At 68.4% G+C, this 17,047-nt stretch carries 16 protein-coding genes and 1 pseudogene; 10 read left to right on the forward strand and 7 right to left on the reverse strand.

The window, feature by feature from the left end:
- Window positions 1-1,353, forward strand: a 1,353-nt coding sequence (locus A5695_RS07235) for a beta-ketoacyl reductase (protein WP_156749504.1), incomplete at its 5' end; no start/stop codon positions are given.
- 10 nt (window positions 1,354-1,363) lie between these two features.
- Here A5695_RS07235 and A5695_RS07240 read toward each other — a convergent pair.
- The 3 genes from A5695_RS07240 to A5695_RS07250 are packed head-to-tail and all read right to left on the reverse strand — an operon-like array spanning window position 1,364 to window position 4,064.
- Window positions 1,364-1,786 carry a PPOX class F420-dependent oxidoreductase gene (locus A5695_RS07240; protein ID WP_068079499.1) on the reverse strand — a complete coding sequence of 141 codons (423 nt, stop codon included), beginning with the start codon at window positions 1,784-1,786 and terminating at the stop codon, window positions 1,364-1,366.
- Window positions 1,787-1,789: 3 nt separating this feature from the next.
- Entirely contained in the window at window positions 1,790-2,896 is a 1,107-nt protein-coding gene (locus A5695_RS07245) for an acyl-CoA dehydrogenase family protein (RefSeq protein ID WP_068079500.1), read from the reverse strand.
- 7 nt (window positions 2,897-2,903) lie between these two features.
- The gene (locus tag A5695_RS07250) at window positions 2,904-4,064 is read right to left on the reverse strand and encodes an acyl-CoA dehydrogenase family protein (protein ID WP_068079501.1); all 1,161 of its coding nucleotides are present in this window, start codon (window positions 4,062-4,064) and stop codon (window positions 2,904-2,906) included.
- Between the two features lie 194 nt (window positions 4,065-4,258).
- Here A5695_RS07250 and A5695_RS07255 point away from each other — a divergent pair, with 194 nt between their 5' ends.
- From A5695_RS07255 to holA, 3 genes are read left to right on the forward strand one after another with little or no spacing between them, the layout of a single operon-like run.
- On the forward strand, window positions 4,259-5,104 hold the full coding sequence (locus A5695_RS07255; protein ID WP_068079502.1) for a ComEA family DNA-binding protein: 846 nt from the start codon (window positions 4,259-4,261) through the stop codon (window positions 5,102-5,104).
- A gap of 23 nt (window positions 5,105-5,127) precedes the next feature.
- On the forward strand, window positions 5,128-6,681 hold the full coding sequence (locus A5695_RS07260) for a ComEC/Rec2 family competence protein (RefSeq protein ID WP_068079522.1): 1,554 nt from the start codon (window positions 5,128-5,130) through the stop codon (window positions 6,679-6,681).
- A gap of 26 nt (window positions 6,682-6,707) precedes the next feature.
- Window positions 6,708-7,676 (forward strand): DNA polymerase III subunit delta, encoded by a 969-nt coding sequence (gene holA / locus A5695_RS07265; RefSeq protein ID WP_068079503.1) that lies wholly within the window; start codon window positions 6,708-6,710, stop codon window positions 7,674-7,676.
- Window positions 7,677-7,683: 7 nt separating this feature from the next.
- Here holA and rpsT read toward each other — a convergent pair whose 3' ends face one another.
- On the reverse strand, window positions 7,684-7,944 hold the full coding sequence (gene rpsT, locus A5695_RS07270) for a 30S ribosomal protein S20 (protein ID WP_068079507.1): 261 nt from the start codon (window positions 7,942-7,944) through the stop codon (window positions 7,684-7,686).
- 145 nt (window positions 7,945-8,089) lie between these two features.
- On the opposite strand from rpsT, the gene A5695_RS07275 reads away from it, so the two are divergent.
- From A5695_RS07275 to A5695_RS07285, 3 genes are read left to right on the forward strand one after another with little or no spacing between them, the layout of a single operon-like run.
- Entirely contained in the window at window positions 8,090-9,763 is a 1,674-nt protein-coding gene (locus A5695_RS07275) for a circularly permuted type 2 ATP-grasp protein (protein ID WP_068079509.1), read from the forward strand.
- Window positions 9,763-10,737 (forward strand): alpha-E domain-containing protein, encoded by a 975-nt coding sequence (locus A5695_RS07280; protein ID WP_068079511.1) that lies wholly within the window; start codon window positions 9,763-9,765, stop codon window positions 10,735-10,737. Before A5695_RS07275 ends, A5695_RS07280 begins: the two co-directional genes overlap by 1 nt.
- Window positions 10,737-11,576 (forward strand): transglutaminase family protein, encoded by an 840-nt coding sequence (locus tag A5695_RS07285; protein WP_068079515.1) that lies wholly within the window; start codon window positions 10,737-10,739, stop codon window positions 11,574-11,576. The genes A5695_RS07280 and A5695_RS07285 overlap by 1 nt, the downstream gene beginning before the upstream one ends.
- A gap of 85 nt (window positions 11,577-11,661) precedes the next feature.
- On the opposite strand, the gene A5695_RS07290 is transcribed toward A5695_RS07285, so the two are convergent.
- Complete coding sequence (locus A5695_RS07290) at window positions 11,662-12,501, reverse strand: ribonuclease Z (protein WP_068079516.1); 840 nt, start codon at window positions 12,499-12,501, stop codon at window positions 11,662-11,664.
- A 187-nt stretch (window positions 12,502-12,688) separates the two neighbouring features.
- Here A5695_RS07290 and A5695_RS07295 point away from each other — a divergent pair, with 187 nt between their 5' ends.
- Complete coding sequence (locus A5695_RS07295; RefSeq protein ID WP_068079524.1) at window positions 12,689-13,117, forward strand: CBS domain-containing protein; 429 nt, start codon at window positions 12,689-12,691, stop codon at window positions 13,115-13,117.
- A 248-nt stretch (window positions 13,118-13,365) separates the two neighbouring features.
- Here A5695_RS07295 and A5695_RS07300 read toward each other — a convergent pair whose 3' ends face one another.
- The gene (locus tag A5695_RS07300) at window positions 13,366-13,941 is read right to left on the reverse strand and encodes a type II toxin-antitoxin system PemK/MazF family toxin (RefSeq protein ID WP_068079517.1); all 576 of its coding nucleotides are present in this window, start codon (window positions 13,939-13,941) and stop codon (window positions 13,366-13,368) included.
- 33 nt (window positions 13,942-13,974) lie between these two features.
- Between A5695_RS07300 and lepA the strand changes: the two genes are divergently transcribed.
- Window positions 13,975-15,918 carry a translation elongation factor 4 gene (lepA, locus tag A5695_RS07305; protein WP_068079518.1) on the forward strand — a complete coding sequence of 648 codons (1,944 nt, stop codon included), beginning with the start codon at window positions 13,975-13,977 and terminating at the stop codon, window positions 15,916-15,918.
- Between the two features lie 11 nt (window positions 15,919-15,929).
- Complete coding sequence (locus A5695_RS07310) at window positions 15,930-16,649, forward strand: sensor domain-containing protein (RefSeq protein ID WP_068079526.1); 720 nt, start codon at window positions 15,930-15,932, stop codon at window positions 16,647-16,649.
- Here the strand turns inward: A5695_RS07310 and A5695_RS29460 are convergent.
- A pseudogene (locus A5695_RS29460) lies at window positions 16,613-17,047 on the reverse strand (sensor domain-containing protein); the annotation flags it as partial. The gene A5695_RS07310 and the pseudogene A5695_RS29460 sit on opposite strands and share 37 nt — an antisense overlap.

A 17,047-nucleotide genomic window follows, 5' to 3' on the forward strand; every position in this document is an offset into this window, starting at 1 on the left:
GCGGAAGCCCGTCCCGACATCGCGTATGAGATCGTCGCGCTGGACACGGTGACCTTCCAAGAGCCCGAGCGGATCCGCGGGTTGCTGACCGAGGTGTCCGACGGGTTGGCCAAGGGCGACTGGACGCCACTGCCCGCCGAGATCTACCCGGTGACCGAGGCTAGGACGGCGTTTCGCCGCATGCAGCAAGCCCGGCACATCGGCAAGATCGTGCTGCAGATGCCGAATCCGCTTCAGCCGCGGGTTGATCGAAGCTATCTGATCACCGGTGGGCTCGGTGCCATCGGCCTGCACACGGCGTCGTTCCTGGCCCAGCGCGGCGCCGGTGACCTCGTGTTGACCAGCCGGCGCGTGCCCGATGCGGACGCGCAACGGCTGATTGACGAGGTCGCCGAGCGCTACAGGTGCCGCGTCCACGTCTTCACCGCCGATGTCGGCGACGAGTCCGAGGTGGCGCAGCTGCTAAATCGGATCCGCGCGGAGTTGCCGCCGCTCGCCGGGGTGGTGCATCTGGCCGGCGTGCTCGACGATGCGCTGCTGTCCCAGCAGAACCTAGATCGATTCCGAACAACGTTGGCGCCCAAGGCGTTCGGCGCCTGGCATTTGGATAGCTTGACCAAGGACGACGATCTGGACTTCTTCATCGTGTCCTCCTCGGTATCCAGCCTGTTCGGTTCACCGGGCCAGTCCAACTATGCGACGGCCAACGCGTTTCTCGACGGGCTGGTCGCGCGGAGAAGGGCGCGAGGTCTGCCGGCGACCGGTGTCAACTTCGGTCCCTGGGCCCAGGGCGGCATGGCGTCCTCGGAGGCGGCGGCCGCCAATATCGGTGCCCAGGGACTGATTCCGCTGGAACCGTCGGCCGCGCTCGGCGCCCTCGCCGATATCGTCGCCAATGGAACCGGCCAGGCCACCGTCATCAAGGCCAATTGGCAGCGCGCCGCGAAGGTGTTGGGCGGTTCGCGCCCACCGATTCTCGACCTGGTCTTGCCGAGTGCGATCGGGGAGGTGACCGGCGACAGTGAGTTGCTCAAGCAGCTGATGGAGGTACCAGTGCCGCAGCGTGCCGGCTTCGTGACCGAATTCCTTCAGCGCGAGGTGCAGAACTTCTTACGGCTGGCGCAACCGCCGGCCGCAAGCAGTCGGTTCCTGGATCTGGGCACGGATTCGCTGATGGCGATCGAGCTACGCAACCGGCTGCACAGCCAGTTCGGCGGCAAGTTCACGATCAACGCGACCGCGGTGTTCGACTATCCGACCATCGGGGGGCTCGCCGAATACCTGGTGGGTCAGCTGCCCGATGCGGAGTCAGAGTCGAGCCCGGAACCGGTCGCGGCTCCCGAGCCGAGCTGATGTGCGGCGGTCAGTCGCTGATGTCGAAACCGGCGATGACCTTGGTCGGACGCAGCCGCACCACGAGTTCGCCGGGAACGGCGTTGCGGCGGCCGAATTCTTCGGCACGGTCGGCACCCATGTAGCGCGCGCCGGTCCGGGTCGCGATGTCGAGCAGGTCGGCCGGATCCTCGCTCACTGTCGCCACCCCCTGCACCTGAACGAAAGAGTACGGCGGATGGGGATCGTCGACACACATCACCACTCGCGGATCGCGCTGCAGGGCACGGCCTTTCGATGTGTCATGGCCGGTGTTGAACGCCAGCTGCCCGTCGTCGACGACGAACCACACGGGTGCCACCAGCGGCCTGCCGTCGGCGGCGACGTACCCCAGCATGCCGGTGCGGGTGCCGGCTGACAGGAACTCAACGACTCTGTCGGACAGCGCTGCCATCGGCTAGAGCCGGGCCAAGTCGTAGTCGCCGATGTGGTCGACCAGATTGTGCAGGTGTTCGCTGGAGGTTCCCAGGGTGTGTTCGATCGCGGTGAGCCGCGCCGCATAGTGGGCCACCGGGTATTCGGCGGTCACGCCGATTCCGCCGTGCAGCTGGATCGATTCCTGGGCGATGTGCCGGCCCGAGCGGCCGATCTGCAACTTGGCGCGCGAGGCGATCACCGGATCCAGGTTACCGTCGGCGATCGACATCGAGGCGTACAGGCTCATGCTGCGGGCCAGTTCCAGCGAGACGTACATGTCGGCGGCCCGCTGGGTGAGTGCCTGGAATTTGTTGAGCGTGACCCCGAACTGCTTGCGGGTCTTCAAGTAATCGGTGGTCAGTCGCAACGCTTCCTCCATCGCCCCGACCGCTTCGGCGCACAGTCCCGACTGGATGCGGATGACGGCGCCGTGGATTGCTTGCGCTGCGTCGCCGCCGTCCCCCAAGGGTTCGGCCGGGGTGGAGTCCAGATCGATCTGGGCGCCGCGTTGTCCGTCGAACGTCGGGTACGGGTGCCTGGTCACCGCCCCCGCATCGACCAGAAACAGGCCGGTGCCGCCGTCCGGCAGGGCGGCGCTGACTACCAGAGTGTCGGCGGAGTCACCGGCGAGTACCGGGTTCTTCCGGCCGCTGAGCGCCCACGAATCACCTTGCCGCACAGCCTTGGTGGCCACGTCAGCGGAGGGTTTGCGCTGGCCGGGTTCCAGGTGGGCGAACGCCAGCAACCGTTGCCCACCCGCGACCTCGTCGAGCAGTTGCTTCTGCTGTTCGCTGCCCAACTCGGCGATCAGCGCGCCGGGTCCGAGCGCGGCATGCAGGACCGGTTCCGGTGCGAGCCGGCGTCCGATCTCGGTGAGCACGACCGCGATCTCGATCTGGCCCGACTCGTCGGGGTCGAAGCCGAGGCCGAGGATGCCGGTGTCGGCGAGCTGACTCCACACCTCACGGCTCCACCCGAGATCGGAGTCGATGACCTTGTTGCGGCTTTCCGGGTCGTAGGTGCGCGCCAGCAGTTCGCGGGTCGTGTCGCGGAGCAGTCCTTGCTCGTCGCTCAGCTGAAAGTCCATGGCTGCCTCACAATCCCAGGATGGTGGACGCGATGATGTTGCGTTGCACTTCGTTGCTGCCGCCGTAGATCGACGTCTTGCGGTAGTTGAGGTAGTGCGGCGCGCTGCGCTGCGCCCAGGACGGCGACGAGATGTCCTCACCGTCGGTGGGCAGCGCGTCCGGCCCGGCCACCTCGACGAGCAGTTCGGTGGCTACCTGTTGCAGCTGGCTGCCGCGCAGCTTGAGCACCGACGACGCGGGGTTGGGTTGTCCGTTCGCGGAGTCGGTGACCACCCGCGACTGGGTGAGTTCCAGTGCCAGCAGCTCGTTTTCGGCCTCGGCCAGCCGCGCCGCGAACAAGGGATCTTCGAGCACCCCGGTGGCGGCGGCGTGCTTCTTCACCTCGGCGAGACGCACTTTGGTCCGCCCCACGCCCGCAATGCCGGTGCGCTCGTTGCCCAGCAGGAACTTCGCGTACGTCCAGCCCTTATTCTCTTCCCCAACAAGCTGATTGGCCGGTACGCGGACGTCTTCAAAGAAGATCTCGTTGACCTCGTGGCCGCCGTCGATCGTCTTGATGGGCCGCAGCGTGACACCCGGCGTCTTCATGTCGAACAGCAGGAAGGAGATGCCGGCCTGTCGCTTGGGCGCCTGCGGGTCGGTGCGCACCAGGCAAAAGATCCAGTCCGCGTACTGACCCAGCGTGGTCCAGGTCTTCTGGCCGTTGACGACGTAGCTGTCCCCGTCCCGCACCGCGGTGGTCCGCAGGGATGCCAGGTCCGAACCCGCCTCTGGCTCGGAGAAGCCCTGGCACCACCAGATGTCGAGGCTGGCAGTCGGCGGCAGGAAGCGCTGTTTGACTTCCTCCGAACCGAATTCGGCGATCACCGGGCCCACCATCTTGGTGTTGAAGTTCAGCGGCTCCGGGACGCACGCCAGTTGCATCTCGTCGGCCCAGATCTGGTGCTGAGTGGGCGTCCAGTCCTTGCCGCCCCACTCGACCGGCCAGTTCGGCACCGCAAGGCCGTGCTCGTGCAGGATCTTGTGGCTGGTGAGGATGTCCTCGTGGTTCACCTCCGCCGAGCCCTGGCGCACCCGCTCGCGCAGCTCTTCGGGAATCTTCGTGGTGTAAATGGTGCGGAGTTCGTCGCGGAACGCGGCTTCCTCCGGTGTGAGCGCCAGTTGCACGGCGGCCTCCTGTCGTCGGGGGTGAACGTGGCTACCAGCGTCGGATGGATGCCCGGTGCTGGAATGCGTTCCTGGTTCCATATTGAACCCACCGCGGGGAGTGGTTGTGCACAGCCTCGGTTTCGTCCACAACCGTCGGTCGGGGCGCCGCCCGGCGGGGCCGATTCGGCGCTCGGCGCACCTACGGTCGGCGCATGCGGACAGAACTTCCCGCCGAGCGCCTCCAGCGGCGACTCGGTGCCGAACCGGACGCCGAGCCCGACGGCGCGGAGTCGACGTCACCAGGGGAGGCGGCGGACGAGGACCCGAATTCGCTGCTGCCACGGTGGCTGCCCGATGCGTCCGCGGACCGCGGGTGGATGGCCAGGCTGCGCGCGGACCCGGGGCGGGCCGGTGCCATCGGATTGGCGATCGTGGCCGCGCTGGCCGTGCTGGTCACGGTGTTCACGCTGCTCCGCGACCGGCCCGCGCCGGTGATGTCGGCCAAGCTGCCGCCGGTGGAGAAGGCGTCGACCGCCGGCCCCAAGCCGTCGGCCGACCCCAGTCCGGGCGCCGACCGGCCCGTGGTGGTGAGCGTGGTGGGCCTGGTGCACAGCCCCGGTCTGGTCACCCTGGCGCCGGGCGCGCGGGTCGCCGATGCGCTGCAGGCCGCGGGCGGTGCGGTGAACGGGGCGGACACCGTCGGATTGAACATGGCGCGCCCGCTCGGCGACGGCGAGCAGATCGTTGTCGGGCTGGCCCCTGGCCCCGGGCAGCCGACGGCGTTGGGCAGCTCGGTGGCGACCGGTTCGACGCCGACGTCGAAGCCGCCCCGGCCGGGGACGGGGTCGGTCAAGCCGAAGACCGGTGAGGCACTCGACCTGAACACCGCCACCGCGGAGGACTTGGACGCGCTGCCCGGCGTGGGGCCGGTCACCGCCGCGGCGATCGTCGCGTGGCGGCAGGCCAACGGCAAATTCACCAGCGTCGATCAGCTCGCCGATGTCGACGGGATCGGCCCGGCGCGCCTGGAGAAGCTGCGCGCCCTGGTCCGTGTCTGACACCGGTGAACCGGCCGGGTGCGATCGAATCGGGCGCGGCGCGCCTCGATGCGCGCCTGGTGCCGGCCGCGCTTACCTGCTGGGTGGTGACGGCCGCCGGCATCTGGTGGCCGATCGGCCGGGTGGTGGCGGCGTGCGGTGTGGTGTTGGCCGCCGTCGCCGGTGCGTTGGCCTGGCGCACGGCGGCTCGACCCGGCGGAGCCGGTCGGTGGCGGGCCGTCGCCGCCGGACTGGTCGCGGTCGGCGTCACCGGTGCGGGATTCGGCTTGGCGGTGGCGCTGCGCGCCGAAGCGGTAGAGCGCCACCCCATCACCGCGGCGTTCGGCACCACCGCCCCGGTGACGGTCACCCCTAGCGAAAGCCCCGTGTCGTTGGGCCGCGGACGGCTCATGTTTCGGGCCACGCTGCAGCGCCTGCGCGACGAGCAGATCTCGGGCCGGGTGGTCGTCTTCGCGCGCGCCGCGGATTTCGAATCGGATACCGATGGGCTGATGGCGGGCCGGCCGGTGCGGTTCACCGCGCGGATCGGGCGCCCGACCCGCCGTGACCTCACTGTCGCCGTCCTCAACGCGTCGGGCCGCCCGAGCATGGGCACCGCGGGCGTCGTGCAGCGGGCGGCCCACACGGTGCGCGGTCGATTCGCCGCCGCGGTGCGCGGCACGCTGCCCGCCGAGCAGGCGGCGATGCTGCCCGCCCTGGTCCTGGGTGACACCTCGGCGGTCACTGCCGAGACCGACCGCGATTTTCGGGCGGCAAGCATGACGCACCTGATGGCGGTGTCGGGCGCCAACGTGACCATCGTCTGCGGGGCCGTGCTGTTCTCGGCGCGGGTGATCGGACCGCGGGCGGCCGTCGTCCTCGCCGGACTGACCCTTGCCGCGTTCGTCTTCGTCGTGCAACCGACGGCGAGTGTCCTGCGGGCCGCCGTAATGGGCGCCGTCGCCCTGGCCGGCATCCTGAGTTCGCGCCGCCGCCAAGCCATCCCGGCACTGTGCGCAACGGTGCTCGGCTTGCTCGCGTTGGCCCCACAACTGGCCGTCGACGTGGGCTTCGCGCTGTCGGTGGCCGCGACGGCCGCGCTGGTCGTCATCGCGCCGGGCTGGTCGCGCCACCTCACGGGGAGAGGCTGCCCCAAACCGCTGGCCGACGCGCTGGCGATCGCCGCGGCGGCGCATGTGGTGACCGCCCCGCTGGTGGCCGGCATCTCGGGGCGGCTCAGCCTGGTCGCGGTCGCCGCCAACCTCGCGGCGGCACCCGTGATAGCGCCGATCACCGTGCTGGGCAGCGCGGCGGCCGTCTTGAGCGTGCCGTGGCCGTCCGGCGCCCAGTTGTTGATCCGTTTCACCGGCCCCGAGCTGTGGTGGGTGGTGCGGGTGGCCCGGTGGTCCGCCGGCGCGCCCGCGGCGACGGTGCCTGTGCCGTCCGGCCTGCCGGGGGTGCTGCTGGTCGCCGGGGTGACCGTGCTGATCGTCGTGGTGGCCGCCCGGCGGCGCGGAAGGCGCTGGCTCGGCGTCGCGGCCGTCGTCTGCGCGCTGGCTTGGTGGTTGTCCACCCTGCTGGATCCCGGGGCGACCTAGTCGGTCGGTCGTGACACCATCGTGGGATGAGCGAGGATTCGCCGTTGCACCTGGTCCTGGGGGACGAGGAACTGCTGGTCGACAGGGCAGTGGCCGACGTCTTACGGTCGGCGCGCGAGCGGGCCGGCGTAGACGACGTGCCGGTCAGCCGCATGCGGGCGGGCGACGTCAGCACCTACGAGCTCGCCGAGCTGCTGAGCCCATCGCTGTTCGGCGACGAGCGGATCGTCGTGCTCGAGGCGGCCGCAGAGGCGGGCAAGGAGGCCGCCGCGGTGATCGCCTCCGCCGCGGCCGACGTCCCGCTCGGCACGATGCTGGTGGTGGTGCACTCGGGCGGCGGGCGGGCCAAGGCGCTGGCCGCCGAGCTGCAATCGCTCGGCGCCATCGTGCATCCGTGCGCGCGGATCACGAAGGCCAGCGAGCGGGTCGACTTCGTCCGCAAGGAGTTTCGCGCGCTGCGGGTCAAGGTCGATGAGGAGACCGTGACCGCCATGCTGGACGCGGTCGGCTCCGACGTGCGGGAGCTGGCGGCGGCCTGCTCGCAGCTGGTCGCCGACACCGGCGGCGTCGTCGACGCCGCCGCGGTCCGCCGCTACCACAGCGGCAAGGCCGAAGTGAAGGGGTTCGACATCGCGGACAAGGCGGTGGCCGGCGACGTGGCGGGAGCCGCCGAGGCGCTGCGCTGGGCAATGCTGCGTGGTGAGCCGCTGGTGGTGCTGGCCGACGCGCTGGCCGAAGCCATCCACACGATCGGGCGCGTCGGGCCGCTGTCGGGCGACCCCTATCGGCTCGCGTCGCAGTTGGGCATGCCGCCGTGGCGGGTGCAGAAGGCCCAGAAGCAGGCCCGGTATTGGTCGCGCGACAGCGTGGCGGCGGCGATGAAGGTGGTGGCGACGCTCAACGCCAACGTCAAGGGTGCCGTGGCGGACGCCGATTACGCGCTGGAGTCGGCGGTCAGAACGGTGGCCGAGCTCGCGGCCAACCGAAGCCGGTGAGCGGGGCTCAGAGCTTGTTGAGCGCGCGCGCCAGGGCCGACTTCTTGTTGGCCGCCTGATTCTTGTGGATCACGCCCTTGCTGGCCGCTTTGTCCAGCTTGCGGGTGGTCGCCGCGAGCAACTCGGTGGCCTTCTCTTTGTCGCCGGAGTGGGCAGCCTCGCGGAACGCGCGGACGGCGGTGCGAAGCGACGACTTCACCGACTTGTTGCGCAGTCGAGCGCGCTCGTTGGTGCGATTGCGCTTCTGCTGCGACTTGATGTTGGCCACGCTTTAGTTCCTTCTGCGATTCGACGTTTGCTTGGGCGCCGGATACCACCACGGCGACTGCCCAGGTTATCAGTCGGTTACGTTTTCTCCCAAAACGGGAACCCGTGGCCTGCCATAACGTCAATGTGAGGCAGCATCTAAAACCGTGAGTCTTCCGAGCCAGCTTGAAGAAAGCAGGGCGCGTCTGCGCGCCGCGCGCACCGAGCGCATTTTCGGCGGATACAACAGGTCGTCGGATGTCTACGCGATGGCGTTCGACGAGATGTTCGATGCGCACGGCGCCGTGCGGGGGCCCTATAAGGGCATCCACGCCGAGCTCGCCCCGTCGGACGCCTCGGAGCTCAAGGCGCGCGCCGACGCGCTGGGCCGGGCGTTCATCGACCAGGGCATCACGTTCTCGCTGTCGGGTCAGGAGCGGCCCTTTCCGCTCGACCTGGTTCCGCGGGTGATTTCGGCCGCCGAATGGAGCCGGCTGGAGCGCGGCATCATCCAGCGCGTCAAAGCCCTCGAGATGTATCTCGACGACATCTACGGCGACCAGGAGATCCTCAACGACGACATCATCCCGCGCCGCCTGGTCACCTCCTGCGAGCACTTCCACCGCGAGGCGATGGGCATCGTCCCGCCCAACGGCGTGCGCATCCACGTCGCCGGCATCGATCTGATTCGCGACGAGAAGGGGAACTTCCGCGTCCTCGAGGACAACCTGCGCTCGCCCTCCGGGGTGTCGTACGTCATGGAGAACCGGCGGACCATGGCGCGGGTCTTCCCTAATCTGTTCGCCACCCACCGGGTGCGTGCGGTCGACGACTACGCGTCCCACCTGCTGCGCGCCCTGCGCAATTCCGCGGCCACCAACGAGGCCGACCCCACGGTGGTGGTGCTGACCCCCGGTGTGTACAACTCGGCCTACTTCGAGCACTCGCTGCTGGCCCGCCAGATGGGCGTCGAGCTCGTCGAAGGCCGCGACCTGTTCTGCCGGGACAACCAGGTGTACATGCGCACGACCGACGGGGAGGTGCAGGTCGACGTCATCTACCGGCGCATCGACGACGCCTTCCTGGATCCGCTCCAGTTCCGGGCCGACTCGGTGCTGGGCGTGGCCGGCCTGGTCAACGCCGCACGCGCCGGCAACGTCGTGGTCTCCAGTGCCATCGGCAACGGTGTCGGCGACGACAAGCTCGTCTACACCTATGTGCCGACCATGATCGAGTACTACCTGGGGGAGAAGCCGCTGCTGGCCAACGTCGAGACCTACCGGTGCTGGCTCGACGACGAACGCGAAGAGGTGCTGGACCGGATCGACGAGTTGGTCCTCAAGCCGGTCGAAGGGTCCGGCGGTTACGGCATCGTGTTCGGGCCGGAGGCCTCCGAGAAGGAGTTGGCCGCCGTTGCCAAGAAGGTTCGCGACGATCCGCGCAGCTGGATCGCCCAGCCGATGATGGAGCTCTCGACGGTGCCGACGCAGATCGGGAACACGCTCGCGCCCCGATACGTCGACCTGCGTCCGTTCGCGGTCAATGACGGCGACGACGTGTGGGTGCTGCCAGGCGGGTTGACCCGGGTCGCCCTGGTCGAGGGCTCGCGGGTGGTCAACTCCAGCCAGGGCGGTGGCTCGAAGGACACCTGGGTGTTGGCGACGCGGACCTCGGCCGGCGACCACGAGCTCGGCGCCGCGGAAGTGGTGCGCTCGCTGCCGGAATCGATGCCCGACCCGGAGGTCGACGGCTCGCCGCGCCGGACGCAGACCCAGTCGCTGACCAAGGAGTCGCCGCAGGAACAGCAGCTTCAGCAACAGCAGCGGCGAAAGAGGCGCTGATGCTGGCCCGCAACGCTGAAGCTCTGTTTTGGATCGGTCGCTATGTCGAGCGCGCCGACGACACCGCCCGCATCCTCGACGTGGTGCTGCACCAGCTGCTTGAGGATTCCAGCGTCGACCCCGACCAAGCGTCTCGGCTCCTGTTGCGGGTGCTCGGCATCGATCCCCCGAGCCACGACCTGGACGTCTGGTCATTGACCGACCTGGTGGCCTTCAGCACCAATGCATCGGGCGGTTCGTCGATCGTCGACGCGATCACGGCGGCCCGGGAAAACGCGAAGTCGGCGCGGGAGGTCACGTCCAGCGAGATCTGGGAGTGCCTCAATGGCACCTACCATGCGCTGGCCGAACGCGAGCGCGCCGCCAAACGCCTTGGGCCCCATGAGTTCCTGTCCTACATCGAGGGCCGGGCGGCGATGTTCGCCGGGCTGGCCGACTCGACGTTGTCACGCGACGACGGGTACCGCTTCATGGTGCTGGGCCGTGCGATCGAGCGGATCGACATGACGGTTCGGCTGTTGCTTTCGCGGGTGGGGGACAGCGCGTCGTCCCCGGCATGGGTGACGTTGCTGCGCTCCGCCGGCGCGCACGACACCTACCTGCGCACCTATCGCGGTGTGCTGGACGCCGGCCGCGTGGTCGAGTTCATGCTGCTCGACCGGCTGTTCCCGCGTTCGGTGTTCTATTCGCTGCGGCTGGCCGAACACAACCTCGACGAACTGCTGCGCAACCGGCAGAGCCGCATCGGCGCCACCGGCGAGGCGCAGCGGCTGCTCGGCCAGGCCCGCAGCGAGCTGGAGTTCGTGCAGCCCGGCGTGCTCCTGGAGTCGTTGGAGAGCCGCTTGGCGGCCCTGCAGCGAACCTGTCGCGACGTCGGAGAAGCGTTGTCGGTGCAGTATTTTCACGTCACTCCCTGGGTGGCGTGGTCGGATGCCGCCGACCGCCGGCTGGTCAGCAGGCAGGGGGACGCCTGATGTGGCGGCTGCGGGTGGTGCACACCACCGGATACGCCTACCAGTCGGCGGTGACCGCCTCCTACAACGAGGCGCGGCTGACTCCGCGGTCGAACACCAGGCAGAACGTCATCCTCAATCGCGTCGAGACGATCCCGGCAACCCGGTCCTACCGCTACATCGACTATTGGGGCACCGCGGTGACGGCCTTCGATCTGCACGCGCCGCACACCGATCTCACCGTGACGTCGTCCTCGGTGGTCGAGACCGAGCGGCCGGAACCGGCGGTGACCGACGTCGGCTGGGAGGATCTGCGCTCCGAGGCGGTGATCGATCGGTACGACGAGATGCTGCGCCCCACCGCGCACACCCCGGCGAGCAAAAAGGTCGCCTCCGTGGCCAAGAAGATCGCCAAATCGCACCAGCCCGCCGAGGCCGTCGCCGCCGCGGCGCACTGGGTGCGCGGCGAGCTGGATTACCTGCCGGGCACCACCAGCGTGCACTCGTCGGGGCTGGACGCGTTGAATGCGGGCACTGGCGTCTGCCAGGACTTCGTACACCTGTCGCTGATGTTGTTGCGCGCCATGGGGATTCCGGCACACTACGTATCGGGTTACCTGCACCCCAAGCACCACGCCGTCGTCGGCGACACGGTCGACGGGCGCAGCCACGCGTGGATTGCGGCGTGGACCGGAGGGTGGTGGAGCTACGACCCGACCAACGAGACCGAGATCTCCGAGCAGTACGTCAGCGTGGGTGCCGGCCGCGACTACACCGACGTTCCGCCCCTCAAGGGCATTTACTCCGGTGAGGGCGCGACCGATCTCGACGTCGTAGTAGAGATCACTCGGCTGGCTTAGCCGCGCGGGTGCCTGGCGTTGTCTTGGCTGGTGCTGGCCGGGGCACTGTTTTCCGTTGCGGCGCAACGACATCGGCAGTGAGGAGTTATGGGTCGCCGATCTCGACGCGATGCAGGTCGTCGCCGAGCTCGATGCGCCCGCCGAACCGCGAGGCCGCGAGCGCGCGCCACTGTTCCTCTTGGCCCGGCACCAGCGCCGGCACGTAGTGCGTCATGACGAGGGTCCCGACGCCCGCGCGCGCGGCGGTTTCCGCCGCTTCTTCGACGGACGAGTGGTAGTCGCAGATGTCCTGCAGCCGCTGTTGCGGGATGTTGCCGACGATGTCCTTGCGGATCACGGTGTGCACCAGCGCGCCGGCTCCGCTCGCCAGCTCGTCAAGGCTCGCGCAGGGCACTGTGTCCCCGGCGAGCACCACCGACGCCGTGCCGTAGTCGACCCGGAACCCGATGGTCGGCGCTACTGGTCGGTGATCGGTCGGCGCGACGCGGATCGACACGCCGTCGCGGTCCCACACCGCCCCCTCGGCGCATTCGTGGACCTCGACCGCCGGCGGGGCGTTCAAATCGGCGTGGTGGGCGAGCCGGTACTCGATGTCGTGGTGGAACGCGTGCAGCGTGGCCTCGACCGTTTCCGCGGTCCCGGGCGGTCCGACGATCGGCAGCGGCGCGGGGTCGGGTGCGAAGGTGCTGATCCAGCGGGTGATCAGGAGATCGCCGAGGTCTCCGATGTGGTCGCTGTGCAGATGCGTGATCAGCAGCGCCGACAAACCCGCCGCGCCCACGCCGACCGCCGCCGCGCGCTGCAACACGCCCCGCCCGCAGTCCACCAGAAACACCTGTCCGCCGGCCCGCACCAGAGTCGACGGTCCGGCCCGGTTGGGGTCGGGGATCGGGCTTCCGGTTCCCAGCAGCGTGATCTCGATCATGGCCCTTATCTTGCAAGGCCCGCGCCTGCGCAGAGGCCCAATCGCGCGATCCGATTCCGCGCGCCGGGTCGAACGCCGACGTCAGGGCATGGGCACGGATCGGCTACGGGTTCTCGCCGTGGCTTTTGCACCGCGCGAGTTAGCCGTAGCCTGGTGTGAAGCCGATCACAACCAGCTGGAGGTCTTGATGCGGATTGCAGACGTCTTGCGGAACAAGGGCGCGGCGGTGCTGACCATCAATCCCGAGGCGACGGTCAAAGAACTGCTCGCGGGCCTCGCCGAGCAGAACATCGGTGCCATGGTGGTGGTCGGCGACGAGGGTGTCGTCGGCATCGTCTCCGAGCGCGACGTTGTGCGTCAGCTGCACGCGCACGGGGCCAGCGTGCTGTCGCGACCGGTCTCCAAGATCATGACCGCAACCGTTGCCACCTGTACGAAAGCCGACACCGTCGACTCGCTGAGCGTGCTGATGACGAAGAACCGCGTGCGGCACGTCCCGGTGCTCGACGGCAAGAAGCTGATCGGCATAGTCAGCATCGGTGACGTGGTGAAGACCCGGATGGAAGAACTCGAGGCCGAGCAGCAGCAGCTGCAGTCCTACATCACGCAGGGCTGATTGCCCGGCTCCTCAGCCGGCCGCGTTGCGGCCCGCATCGTCGTCGGGCGGGGCTGATTGCCCGGCTTCTCAGCTGGCCGCGTTGCGGCCCGCATCGTCGTCGGGCAGGGCTGATTGCCCGGCTCCTCAGCCGGCCGCGTTGCGGCCCGCATCGTCGTCGGGCGGGGCCGACCCGCCGATTCGCCGAACGTGCACTCACGGCGAAGATTCGGCAGTTTTTCCGCCCTGGTTACACGTTCGGCGAGCGGCTAGCTCCAGGCGTAGTCCGCCCGCAGCCGGGCGGCGATAACGTCGAAGATTTCGCGATCCAGGATCGCGCCCTCGCGGCGAATGCCCTCCTCGGGCACGTCGAGCACCCGGTCCAGGCGGACCCAGCTTTCCCGACCCTCGTGATCCCACACGCCCGAGCCGATCCCGACCCAGTCGCGATCACCGGCGTGGCGCTCCTGGCTGGACACCATCAGCCCCAGCAACACGCGGCGGTCCCGGCCCACCACCAGGACCGGCCGGTCCTTGCCGCGGGTGGGGTCGTCCTCGTAGACCACCCACGTCCAGACGATCTCGCCGGGATCGGCCCGGCCATCGAGGTCAGGGGCGTAGACCACCTTGCGCGCCCGCTGCGCGGTGGGGAAGCTGGCGTTGGTCACCGGGCGGCCCGCGGTGACGGCGGGCGGTTGCGGTGCGGCCGCGGCGATGACGTCTGCGGTGATCTTCACGGCCTGCTGAAGCTCCCGCGCGACGACCTGGGCGGTCTGCGCGTAGATGACCGCATTGCGGGCGAACCGCTGCAACGTCTTCCACTGGGATTTCCGGGGGGACGCCATATTCGCAGCATAACCACGCGCAGTCGGGCGCGAATGTATCCAAGTAGGTCCCGGCGGCCCCGCACAGATACCCTGGACACACCGCTCAAGCGGCCTCCAGCGGGCCCAGACCAGGAGATTCCCATCAGCAGTTTCGCCGACAAGACCTTCACCGCGCCGGCGCAGATTCGGAACTTCTGCATCATCGCCCACATCGACCACGGCAAGTCCACGCTGGCGGACCGGATGCTTCAGCTCACCGGCGTCGTCGACGAGCGATCGATGCGTGCGCAGTACCTGGACCGGATGGACATCGAGCGCGAGCGCGGGATCACCATCAAGGCACAGAACGTCCGGCTGCCCTGGAAGGTCGGTGACGAAGAGTACGTCCTGCATCTGATCGACACCCCGGGGCACGTCGACTTCACCTACGAGGTGTCGCGGGCGCTGGAGGCGTGCGAGGGCGCGGTGCTGCTGGTCGACGCGGCCCAGGGCATCGAGGCGCAGACGCTGGCGAACCTGTACCTGGCGCTGGACCGCGACCTGCACATCATCCCGGTGCTCAACAAGATCGACCTGCCGGCCGCCGATCCGGAACGCTACGCGGGGGAGATCGCCCACATCATCGGCTGTGAGCCCGGCGACGTGCTGCGGGTGTCCGGCAAGACCGGTGAGGGCGTCGCCGACCTGCTCGACCACGTCGTGCGCGAGGTGCCGCATCCGCAAGGCGACGCCGACGCGCCCACCCGCGCGATGATCTTCGACTCCGTCTACGACATCTACCGCGGCGTGGTGACCTACGTCCGGGTGATGGACGGCAAGATCGTCCCGCGGGAGCGCATCCTGATGATGTCCACCGGCGCCACCCACGAGCTGCTCGAGGTGGGCATCGTCTCGCCCGAACCGAAGGCCAGCGCGGGGCTGGGGGTGGGCGAGGTCGGCTACCTGATCACGGGTGTGAAGGACGTCCGCCAGTCCAAGGTCGGTGACACCGTGACGACGGCCCGGCACGGCGCCACCGAGGCGCTGACGGGATATCGCGAACCCAAGCCGATGGTCTACTCGGGCCTCTATCCCGTGGACGGCTCCGACTACCCGGTTTTGCGTGATGCCCTGGACAAGCTGCAGCTCAACGACGCGGCGCTGACCTACGAGCCGGAAACGTCGGTGGCGCTGGGCTTCGGCTTTCGGTGCGGCTTCCTCGGCCTGCTGCACATGGAGATCACCCGCGAACGCCTGGAGCGCGAGTTCGACCTGGACCTGATCTCGACGTCGCCGAACGTCGTCTACCGGGTCGTGAAAGAAGACGACGCACAGATCGTCGTGACCAACCCGTCGGACTGGCCCGAGGGCAAGGTGCGCACGGTCTACGAGCCCGTGGTGAAGACGACGATCATCGCGCCCAGCGAATTCATCGGCACGATCATGGAGCTGTGCCAGTCGCGGCGCGGTGAGCTCGGGGGCATGGATTATCTGTCGCCCGAACGGGTGGAGTTGCGTTACACGATGCCGCTCGGCGAGATCATCTTCGACTTCTTCGATTCCCTGAAGTCGCGCACCCGCGGCTACGCGAGCCTCGACTACGAGGAGGCCGGCGAGCAGGAGGCCGAACTGGTCAAGGTCGACATCCTGTTGCAGGGCGAAGCCGTCGACGCGTTCAGTGCGATCGTGCACAAGGATTCGGCGTTCGCCTACGGCAACAAGATGACCACCAAGCTCAAGGAGCTGATTCCGCGCCAGCAGTTCGAGGTGCCGGTGCAGGCGGCCATCGGTTCGAAAATCATTGCGCGCGAGAATATCCGGGCCATCCGCAAGGACGTGCTATCCAAGTGTTACGGCGGCGACATCACCCGCAAACGCAAACTCCTGGAAAAGCAGAAGGAAGGCAAGAAGCGGATGAAGACCATCGGACGGGTGGACGTGCCGCAGGAAGCATTCGTGGCGGCGCTGTCCACGGATGCCGCCGGCGACAAATCCAGTTCGTCAGGCAAGAAGTAGTCGTGCAGCTGATGCGAGCCGTCGGTGTTGTCGGTCTCGGCCTGCTCGGCACGGGATGCGTCACGACGGTGGCCGGAACCCCGACGCACACCGGCCCGCTTGGCGTAGCCGCCTTGCCGCTCGGACAGATCCTGCCGGACGACGCCGAGATCAGCGCCGCCGTCGGGAACGAGCTCCCGCCCCACAGTCCGCCGTTGGTGGGTGGTATCGATGTGCTGCCCAACGGGATTCGTGACGCTGGTGGCGCCGCTCCCGTCGAATGCCTCGGGGTCGTCGATCCCGCGATGCGCCTCGTCTACGAAAAGGGACCGGTGCGCCGCGTCGCGACGCAGAGCTACTGGAACTATGGCTCCGGCATCCAGGTGTCCAGCGCATCGGCTGCGGCGATCGAGCTGGCGGCCACGTCGGACGCGCAACGGCTGTTCGCGTCGTTCGTCGAGCAATGGCAACGCTGCACGGACACCACGGTCACCATGTACACCCACGACCAAAGCAACACCGAGTTGTACTCGAAGGTGACCGACGTCCGCGTCGACGGACCGATACTTTCCGCCACCGTCATCGCGTGGGACAACCATCACACGCCGCCATCCCCGGACGAGCGGGCAGTGGGGACCGCGGGCGACGTCATCGCTGACGTCAAAGTCGCCGTCGGGCCGCACGCGCAGGCCGGGACCCGGGCCAGCCAAGTCGTTCAGGCAATGTTGCGAAAAGTCTCGAGTACCAACTGATGTCGACGCGCCGGATGATCCTCACGGGCCTGATCGCCGTCGCGCTCGCCACCGGCTGCACCGTCGACGGCACCGCGCGGCCCGCGCCGAATCTGAAACCCCACCCGGTCATCGGGCAACCCGTCAAAAAGGTACTCCTCGACGACGCCGAGCTGTCGAAGCTGCTCGGCCAGTCCTTTGGAAGCAAGAACGAACTCCCGGGCCGCATTCTTGACGTCGGCGGATCGGTAGGCGTCCTTGACCATCATCGAGGTGACACCGACGCAATTGGCGGGTGAGACCGCGCCGAAGGCCGGCGGCAACACCTCGGGACCGCCGAACCGGCCCGGGAGTTCGTTCTTGCTTCCAAAGGACTGGCCGAGCAGCTTCGACAGCTCGGCGTCGTCGAGGAGTACGCT

It is taken from the genome of Mycobacterium sp. E1747 (assembly GCF_001667775.1).
Classification (GTDB): Bacteria; Actinomycetota; Actinomycetes; order Mycobacteriales; family Mycobacteriaceae; genus Mycobacterium.